The 6,791-nt window shown below is 70.8% G+C and carries 8 protein-coding genes; 2 read left to right on the top strand and 6 right to left on the bottom strand.

The annotated features are described in order from the left end of the window. Positions 1-111: 111 nt before the first annotated feature. The 5 genes from QM582_RS13080 to QM582_RS13100 form a co-directional block, all read right to left on the bottom strand. Positions 112-378 (bottom strand): hypothetical protein, encoded by a 267-nt coding sequence (locus tag QM582_RS13080; protein ID WP_415085060.1) that lies wholly within the window; start codon positions 376-378, stop codon positions 112-114. Between the two features lie 121 nt (positions 379-499). Next, positions 500-1,099: a class I SAM-dependent methyltransferase gene (locus QM582_RS13085; RefSeq protein ID WP_415085062.1), complete on the bottom strand. Its 600-nt coding sequence runs from the start codon at positions 1,097-1,099 to the stop codon at positions 500-502. Continuing rightward, positions 1,096-1,911: a tRNA pseudouridine(38-40) synthase TruA gene (gene truA / locus QM582_RS13090; protein ID WP_415085064.1), complete on the bottom strand. Its 816-nt coding sequence runs from the start codon at positions 1,909-1,911 to the stop codon at positions 1,096-1,098. Before truA ends, QM582_RS13085 begins: the two co-directional genes overlap by 4 nt. Next, positions 1,908-2,636 (bottom strand): tRNA (guanosine(46)-N7)-methyltransferase TrmB, encoded by a 729-nt coding sequence (trmB, locus tag QM582_RS13095; protein WP_415085066.1) that lies wholly within the window; start codon positions 2,634-2,636, stop codon positions 1,908-1,910. The genes truA and trmB overlap by 4 nt, the downstream gene beginning before the upstream one ends. A gap of 108 nt (positions 2,637-2,744) precedes the next feature. After that, the gene (locus QM582_RS13100; protein WP_415085068.1) at positions 2,745-3,422 is read right to left on the bottom strand and encodes a 4'-phosphopantetheinyl transferase family protein; all 678 of its coding nucleotides are present in this window, start codon (positions 3,420-3,422) and stop codon (positions 2,745-2,747) included. 150 nt (positions 3,423-3,572) lie between these two features. On the opposite strand from QM582_RS13100, the gene QM582_RS13105 reads away from it, so the two are divergent. Next, complete coding sequence (locus QM582_RS13105) at positions 3,573-3,983, top strand: YccF domain-containing protein (protein WP_415085070.1); 411 nt, start codon at positions 3,573-3,575, stop codon at positions 3,981-3,983. A gap of 240 nt (positions 3,984-4,223) precedes the next feature. Here the strand turns inward: QM582_RS13105 and QM582_RS13110 are convergent, their stop codons facing one another. Beyond that, positions 4,224-6,317, bottom strand: a complete 2,094-nt coding sequence (locus QM582_RS13110; RefSeq protein ID WP_415085072.1) for an elongation factor G-like protein EF-G2 — start codon at positions 6,315-6,317, stop codon at positions 4,224-4,226. A gap of 136 nt (positions 6,318-6,453) precedes the next feature. Here QM582_RS13110 and QM582_RS13115 point away from each other — a divergent pair. Then, positions 6,454-6,791, top strand: a 338-nt coding sequence (locus tag QM582_RS13115; RefSeq protein ID WP_415085074.1) for a hypothetical protein, incomplete at its 3' end; no start/stop codon positions are given.

Below are 6,791 nucleotides of genomic sequence, written 5' to 3' on the forward strand. Positions count from 1 at the left end.
ATTGAGCGCTCGCCGAATTCGGCGAGCGCTCAATAGTTAGGCGAGCGGCGGGTAGGGCCAACCGCGGGTAGGGCCAACCGCGGGCCCAGGCCGGGCCGGTGCGGTGCCGACTCAGTTCGTCGAGTCGCCGTCCAGCTTGTCCTTCAGTCCCTCGAAGGCCTGCTGGCCCTTCTCCTTGGCATCGTCGGCGAAGCCCTTCAGGTTGTCGCCGGCGTCGGCGGCCAGATCCTTGATGTTGTCCCCCGCATCGGAGGCGAACTCCTTGACGTTGTCGAAGGCGTCCTCGGCGAACTCCTTCACCTGCTCGCCGACCTCCTTGGCCTTGGCGGCCAGATCGTCGAGGAAGTTGCCGCCACCGCCGGCGTTCTCGTCAGCCACGATGCTCTCCTTCTCTGCGCTGGGCAGTCCGTCTGCCACAACCGGAATCACCCTAGGCTCACCATCCGGCACAAGGGAATGCCCAGCCCAGCGGAACCCCCGGCTCGGATCGCCGCCGGGGTCAGGACGCGGGACGGGTCACCGCGAAGACCCGGAAACCCTTGGCGCTGGCGGTGCGTTCGCAGTCCCAGCCCTGCTCGATCAGCCAGCGCTGCAGCGAGTCGGCGCCCAAGTTGCGGCCCACCACCAGCCGGGCCACCCCGTCCGGCGTGAGCCGCGGCAGCCAGGTCAGCAGCAGGGCGTGCAGGGCGTCCTTGCCGATCCGGATCGGCGGGTTGGACCAGATCTCGTCGTAGCGGACGCCGGCGTCGGCGGCCTCCGGTCGCAGCGGACGGACCCGATCGCCGACCCCGTGCTCGCGGGCGTTGTCGGCACACAGCGCCAGCGCCCGCGGGTTGACGTCGACGGCGTCCACCACGGCGTCCGGGCAGGCGGTGGCCAGCGCGACCGCCAGCACCCCCCAGCCGCAGCCCAGGTCGAGCAGCCGGGACGCCCCGGCCGGTGGTGCCGCCGAGCGCAGCAGAACCGCGGTGCCCAGGTCGAGCCCGTCGGCGGAGAACACCTCGTTGGCGGTGCTGAAGCGCCAGTCGGTGTCCCAGAACCGGACGTCGACCCGACGCCGCTTCTCGGCCGCGGACGGCTCGGCGAAGTAGTGGCTCACCCGGACGGCTCCAGGCTGCGCCGGGCCCGGGCCTCGCTGGCCCGGGCGGCCAGTTCGCGATCGGGCGGGTAGCCGACCTCCTCCAGAGTCAGCCCGCCGGCCGGCATCACCCGGATGTCGCCGGCCCGCGCGCCGGCGTCCAGCAGCCCGACCAGCCAGTCCGGCTCCCGGCGTCCGGTGGCGACCGCGACCAGGGCGCCGACCAAGGAGCGGACCATGGAGTGGCAGAAGGCGTCCGCCCGGACGGTGATCTCGACCACGTCGTCCCAGGTCCGCCGGGTGGACAGCTGCAGCAGGTTGCGGATCGTGGTGGCGCCCTCGCGCTGCTTGCAGAAGGCCACGAAGTCGTGCAGCCCGAGCAGCCGCGGCGCGACCAGGTTGATCCGTTGCAGGTCGAGCTCGGTGCGCATCGGGGTGACGTGGGTGCGCAGCAGCGGGTCGGGGGTGGAGTCGGCGATCCGGTAGATGTAGCGCCGCCAGATCGCCGAGAACCGGGCGTCGAAGCCAGGCGGGGCCAGGCTCACCCGGCGCACCACCAGGTCGGACGGCAGCACGTTGCGCAACCGGTAGCCGAGATCGGCCACGGCGCCCTCGGGGTCGGCGGTCTCCGGCAGGTCCAGGTGGGCGACCTGGCCGCGGGCGTGCACCCCGGCGTCGGTCCGGCCGGCGCAGGTCAGGGTGACCGGCTCGGTCAGCCGCAGCACCCGGGGAATCCAGGCCTCCAGCTCCTCCTGCACGGTGCGCAGCCCGCGCTGGGCCGCCCAACCGTGGAATTCGGTGCCGTCGTAGGCGATGTCGAGACGCAACCTCACCGGCGTCCCCCTTCCCGGATGCCGTAACACAGGTCGTAGATGGTCCGGCCGGCGGCGATCCCCTTGGCCTCGTACCTGCTCTGCGGACGATCTTCCCATCGCGGCGCCCACCCCGGGTAACGGTTGACCAGCACCGGATGCTCGTCCAGCACCGCACGCATCGCCAGCGCGTACTCCTCCCAGTCGGTGGCCAGCCGCCACAGCCCGTCGTCGGCCAGTTTCGTCGCCACCAGGTCGGCGAACGGACGCGACACCAAGCGCCGCTTGTGATGCCGTTTCTTGTGCCACGGGTCGGGGAAGAAGGTCCACAGCTCGGCCAGTGCGCCGTCGTCGACCAGGGTGCCCAAGGCGTCCACCCCGTTGGCCACCACCACCCGGACGTTGTCCACCCCGGCCCGGGCGCACTTCGACAAGGTGCTCGCCACCGCCGGCTCGAACACCTCGAACGCCACGTAATTGCGCTGCGGGTGGGCCGCGGCGACCGCCGCGATCACGTCGCCGGTGCCGCCGCCGATCTCCACCACCAGCGGCGCCTCGCGGCCGAACACGGACGCCCAGTCGACCCGGGCGTCCGGCGCCACCGAGGTGGTGGTGTGCCGGGCCGGGACCCGCAGCACCCAGTCGGCGTGCTCGGCCCAGGCCTTCTCCTGGCTGGGGTTCATCCGGGCGCTGCGCCGGACGAACGACACCACCTCGCGCTGCACCCGGGGGCGTGTCTGGACCATGCGGGCCAGATTAGAGGTTCTGCCGGTAGTGGGACCGACCGTGCCCTGCCTGCGGAACCTCTCCGGGGCTTCAGCCGGCGGCTCCTTTCCGGGCTACGGCGCGTGCACTCACCCGAGCCCGGCGACGAGCTCGGCGGACTCGACGCTCAGCAGTTCCCACCCCGCCGCGGCGGTGCCGCACCAGGCCACGATGCCGGCCGCGTCGTCCACGGTGCGCCAGTGCAGCGAGGGGGCCGGGACGCCCTCGCCGGCCGGGACCAGGCCGTCGCCGGTGAGCACCGAGAAGCGGTCCAAGGGTTCGGACAGCCCGCGTCCGAGGTATTTGGTGTAGGCCTCCTTGAGGGTCCACACCCGGGTGAAGCGCAACGAGGCCTCCGCCGCCGGTCCGCCCAGCACGTAGTCCCGCTCGTCCGGCGCGAACATCCCGTCGGCCAGGTGCGGACGGGCGTTCGCCAGCGCCTCGACGTCCACCCCGACCGGGTCGGTGCCGGTGGCGCAGACCACCCAGCTGCCGGCGTGGGACAGGTTGAACTCGACGCCGGGGCGGTCCTGGAGGAGGGGCTTGCCGTAGCGGTTCCGGGTGATCGTGTAGTCGTCCGGGCGCAGCCGATGGGTGCGGACGAGGGCGTGGGCGAGCAGTGCACCGGCGACCAGGCAGCGCAGGCGGTCCGCCTCGAAACGGAACCGGGCGGCTCGTTCCCGCCGCTCCGGTGACGCCTGCCGGGCCAGCTGGTCGACGTCCGCTGCGGTCAGCCGGGTGATGTCGACCAGTAGGACGGTGGCCATGCGCGCGATCCTTACCTCGGGGGACGCGCACCCAGGCTAGCGGGGTCGGGCAGCGCCCTGGGGTATCCCTGAACCGGGCTCCGGTTTCCCCGATCGCCGGTGCCGCGCTGCCACACTGGTGAGCGGACCCACGAAAGGCGATGACTCACCATGCGCACCATCCTCAATCTGATCTGGTTGGTCTTCGGCGGCTTCTGGCTGGCCCTCGGCTATTTCTTCTTCGGACTACTGGCCTGCGTTTTCGTGGTCACGATCCCGTTCGGAATCGCCTCGTTCCGGATGGCCAGCTATGCGCTGTGGCCGTTCGGCAAGACCATCGTCCGCAAGCCCGGCGCCGGCGTCGGGTCGGCGCTCGGCAATGTGATCTGGTTCCTGGTGGCCGGATTGTGGCTGGCCATCGGCCATGTCACCACCGCCGCGGCCCAGGCGATCACCATCGTCGGCATCCCGCTGGCCATCGCCAACATCAAGATGATCCCGGTCACCTGCGTGCCGCTGGGCAAGGAGATCGTCGACACCGACCGCATCCCCTACGGCAGCCAGCCGGTCTACTCCTTCTGACCCGTCACAGCGAGGAACCCGGGCGATCCGCCCGGGTTCCTCGCTGTGCGGGGCTTGGCCGCCGAGCCCACGACATCCGCGTGAGATTACGTCCTACATCGGGGGTGTTTCGCCTCCGTCGCCTCGGACGAGGTTCTGATCGGACGCAATCTCACCGCAGTCGGGGAGCGGACGACACGTCCGGCTCCGGTCCGTGACGGCGGGCTCGCCGAGATCGCTCCCGGCAAGCTCGACCGAGGGCTACTTCTTGTATTTCTCCAGCAGCTGGGCGGGCAGCAGTTCGTAGCCGTGGAACTCACGGGTGAAGGTGCCCGAACCGTGGCCGATGCCGCGCAGGTCGATGGCGTAGCGGGACAGTTCGCTCTGCGGCACCAGTGCCCGGACCACCGCCTTGCGGTCCACCGAGTCCGAGCCGAGCAGCTGGCCGCGGCGTCCGGAGAGATCGGTCATCACCGCACCCAGGTACTCCTCGCCCACCGTGACGGTGACCAGGTCGAGCGGCTCCAGCAGGGCCACCACGCCACCCTTCGCGGCGGCGGCCTCCTTGATCGCCAACGCCCCGGCCATCTGGAAGGCCATGTCGGAGGAGTCCACCGAGTGCGCCTTGCCGTCGTACAGGGTGACCCGGATGTCCACCATCGGGTAGCCGGCGAAGACGCCCTTGTCGAGCTGATTGCGGATGCCTTTCTCCACCGACGGGATGAACTGCCGGGGGACCGCGCCGCCCACCACCTTGTCGACGAACTCGAAGCCGGCACCGCGCTCCAGCGGCTCCACCTCGATATTGCAGACCGCGTACTGGCCGTGGCCGCCGGACTGCTTGACGTGGCGTCCCAACGCGGTGGCCTTGCCGACGAAGGTCTCCCGCATCGGGATCTTCAGCTCCTCCTGCTCGACCCGCACCTGGTAGCGCTCCACCAGCCGGCCGAGCAGCAGGTCGGCGTGCGCCTGGCCAGTGGTCCACAGCACCAGTTGGTCGCCGGCGCCGCGGTCCAGCCGGACGCTGGAATCCTCCACGGCCAGCCGTTGCAGGGCGCCGGCCAGCTTGTCCTCGTCGTTGCGGGTGGCGGCCCGGATGGCCAGCGGCAGCAGCGGCTCCGGCAGCGGCCAGGACTCCACCACGCCCGGACGCTCCTTGGACGACAGCGTGTCGGCGGTCTCGGCGGTGCCCAGCTTGGGCAACAGCACGATCTCGCCGGCGATCGCCTGCTGCCGCGGCTTCAACTCGACGCCCACCGCGCCCTGGATCAGCCCGATGCGTTCCTCGTTGTCGTGGTCGGGATGGGCGTTGTCCTCATGGCCCAGCACCCAGGAGCGGTGCCCGGAGACGTGCACCACGTCGTCGGTGTTCAGCGTCCCGGAGAAGATCCGCACCATCGACAGCCGGCCGGCGAACGGGTCGGTGGTGGTGCGGATCACCTGCGCCACCAGCGGGGACGCCGGGTCGGAGTCGATCTGCGGCAGCACCTCGCCGTCGGTGGTGGTCAGCGGCGGGTTCGGGTGCAGCCCCGGGGTCGGGAAGCCGTGCTCGATCAGCGCCAGCAGCTCTTCGATGCCGACGCCGGTGCCGGTCTGCACCGGGAGCACCGGGAACAGGTTCGCGGTCGCCACCGCCTTCATCAGGTCGTCCAGCAGCGCACCCAGTTCGAGGTGCTCGTCGTCGGTGAGATAGCTGTCCATCAGCGTCTCGTCCTCGGCCTCGGCGATGATCGACTCGATCAGCGGGCCGCGGTAGGTCTCGACCTGGTCGTCGTGAGCGTTCAGCGTCCGGACGACGCGCCCGCCGCCGGCGTAGTCGTGTTCCTCCAGGGTGAGCAGGCCGATGTTGCCGACCACCTGGCCGGGGCCCGCGAAGGTCGGGACGTGGGTGGGCCGGACGCCGTCGCCGAAGACGTCCTGGCATTCGGCGACCGAGGTGTCGAAGTCGGCGTGCCCGGCGTCCAGTTTGGTCAGCACGATCACCCGGGGCAGGTTGGCCTCGCGGCACTCCTCCCACAGCGACTGGGCGGCACCGTCGATGCCGTCGGCCGCGGAGATCACGAAGATCGCGGCATCGGCGGCCCGGATGCCGGCGCGCAGCTCGCCGACGAAATCGGGATGTCCGGGGGCGTCCAGCAGGTTGACCAGCTTGTCTCCGGTGACGAACGAGGCCAGGAACAGTTGGGACGCCCGCTCGGCGTCCTCCTTCTCCCCGCGATAGCCCGGAATCCGGGCCTTCAGCAACTGATCGAAGAGCGAGGTCTTGCCCGACCCGGCATTTCCGATCAGCACCACGTTGCGTACTTCGTCGGGACTGGTCACCTGCATCGTTGTCGCGTTCACCTTTGAACTCATGGCACTACCTAACACCCGCCCCGGAGGCCCTGCAACGCAAACCGGAGAACCCGCGCCCGGTGGTCGTCGCCGGGGCGGCTGAATGTGGGTGGGCACTACTAGGGTGGGGGCAGGCACCCCGGAGCGGAGGCACGTGATGGACATCGTTTTGGCGCTGTTGCGCACCTTGATCTTCGTGGTGGCCACGGTCGCGGCCACCGTCTATGTCGGACGCCGGATCGGGCGCGGCCACGCGCTGCTGTGGACCGGCTCCACCCTGCTGGCGCTGCACTGGCTGATCAGCTTCGGCTGGACCACCTATCAGGCCGGTTCTCCGGACGCGGCCGGCGACGTCACCGGCTGGGTCAGCTGGTCCGGTCATCTGCTGCCGTTCCTGGCGGCGCTGGCCTACATCGGGGGGATCGGGCATGCCGCCGGCTTCCCGTCCCGGCCCGCCGCGGACGCCGGCGCGCGCCGCGTCCCGGCCGGGGTTCC

Source organism: Micropruina sp. (genome assembly GCF_047607385.1).
GTDB lineage: Bacteria > Actinomycetota > Actinomycetes > Propionibacteriales > Propionibacteriaceae > Micropruina.

What these genes read in the sequence shown, in the direction of transcription:
- trmB (WP_415085066.1), bottom strand. Translation starts at nt 2,636, where the DNA reads ATGGTCCAGACACGCCCCCGGGTGCAGCGCGAGGTGGTGTCGTTCGTC.
- QM582_RS13100 (WP_415085068.1), bottom strand. Translation starts at nt 3,422, where the DNA reads ATGGCCACCGTCCTACTGGTCGACATCACCCGGCTGACCGCAGCGGAC.
- QM582_RS13105 (WP_415085070.1), top strand. Translation starts at nt 3,573, where the DNA reads ATGCGCACCATCCTCAATCTGATCTGGTTGGTCTTCGGCGGCTTCTGG.
- QM582_RS13110 (WP_415085072.1), bottom strand. Translation starts at nt 6,317, where the DNA reads ATGAGTTCAAAGGTGAACGCGACAACGATGCAGGTGACCAGTCCCGAC.